Genomic DNA, 652 nt, shown 5'->3' with positions numbered 1-652 from the left:
ACCAGGGTCTGATTCTCCTGAACTAATTCATGCCAGGGAAGATCACAAGTATCGTTCTTTAAGTGGCCAGTAACAAAACGTACCGATTGAGAATAGTCGCGATGAGTTAAAGGTATGCCTGAATAAGCGGAACAGCCCGATGCAGCAGTAATTCCTGGCACAACCTGGAAACTCACTCCCTCTTCTGCCAGCGTTTCTATTTCTTCGCCACCACGACCAAATATAAATGGGTCGCCGCCTTTCAAACGCAGTACTCTCTTACCCTGCTTTGCGTACTTAACAAGCAATTCGTTAATCGACTCTTGTGGGACAAGGTGATTTGAACGCTCCTTTCCAACATTAATACGCTCCGCATCATGCCTGACAAGCTCTAATATTGGTTCAGATACCAAACGATCGTACAAAACGATATCTGCCTGGCGAATCAAGCGCAAAGCCTTGAACGTTAATAAGTCGGGATCTCCGGGCCCTGCGCCGACCAAGTAAACCTCACCGTCATTACTTGGCGCAGTAGAAGAAAGATCTTCAATGGCAGACTCTAATAGGTCAACAGCGTCTTCTTCCTTTCCTGAAAAAACCAACTCAGAGAACTTACCTTCCAAGTGTTTTTCCCAAAAGCGCCTTCTCGCATTAATACCATCAACACCCTCAC

At 46.2% G+C, this 652-nt stretch carries 1 protein-coding gene; it reads right to left on the bottom strand.

The window, feature by feature from the left end; translation table 11 throughout:
• Positions 1-652: uroporphyrinogen-III C-methyltransferase (gene cobA, locus A3729_RS09085; protein ID WP_068633707.1), on the bottom strand; the 652-nt coding region annotated here is incomplete at both ends.

This window comes from Oleiphilus sp. HI0043 (assembly GCF_001634935.1).
The sequence above is the reverse complement of the archived record's forward strand: the minus strand, read 5'-3'. Positions and strand labels throughout refer to the sequence as shown.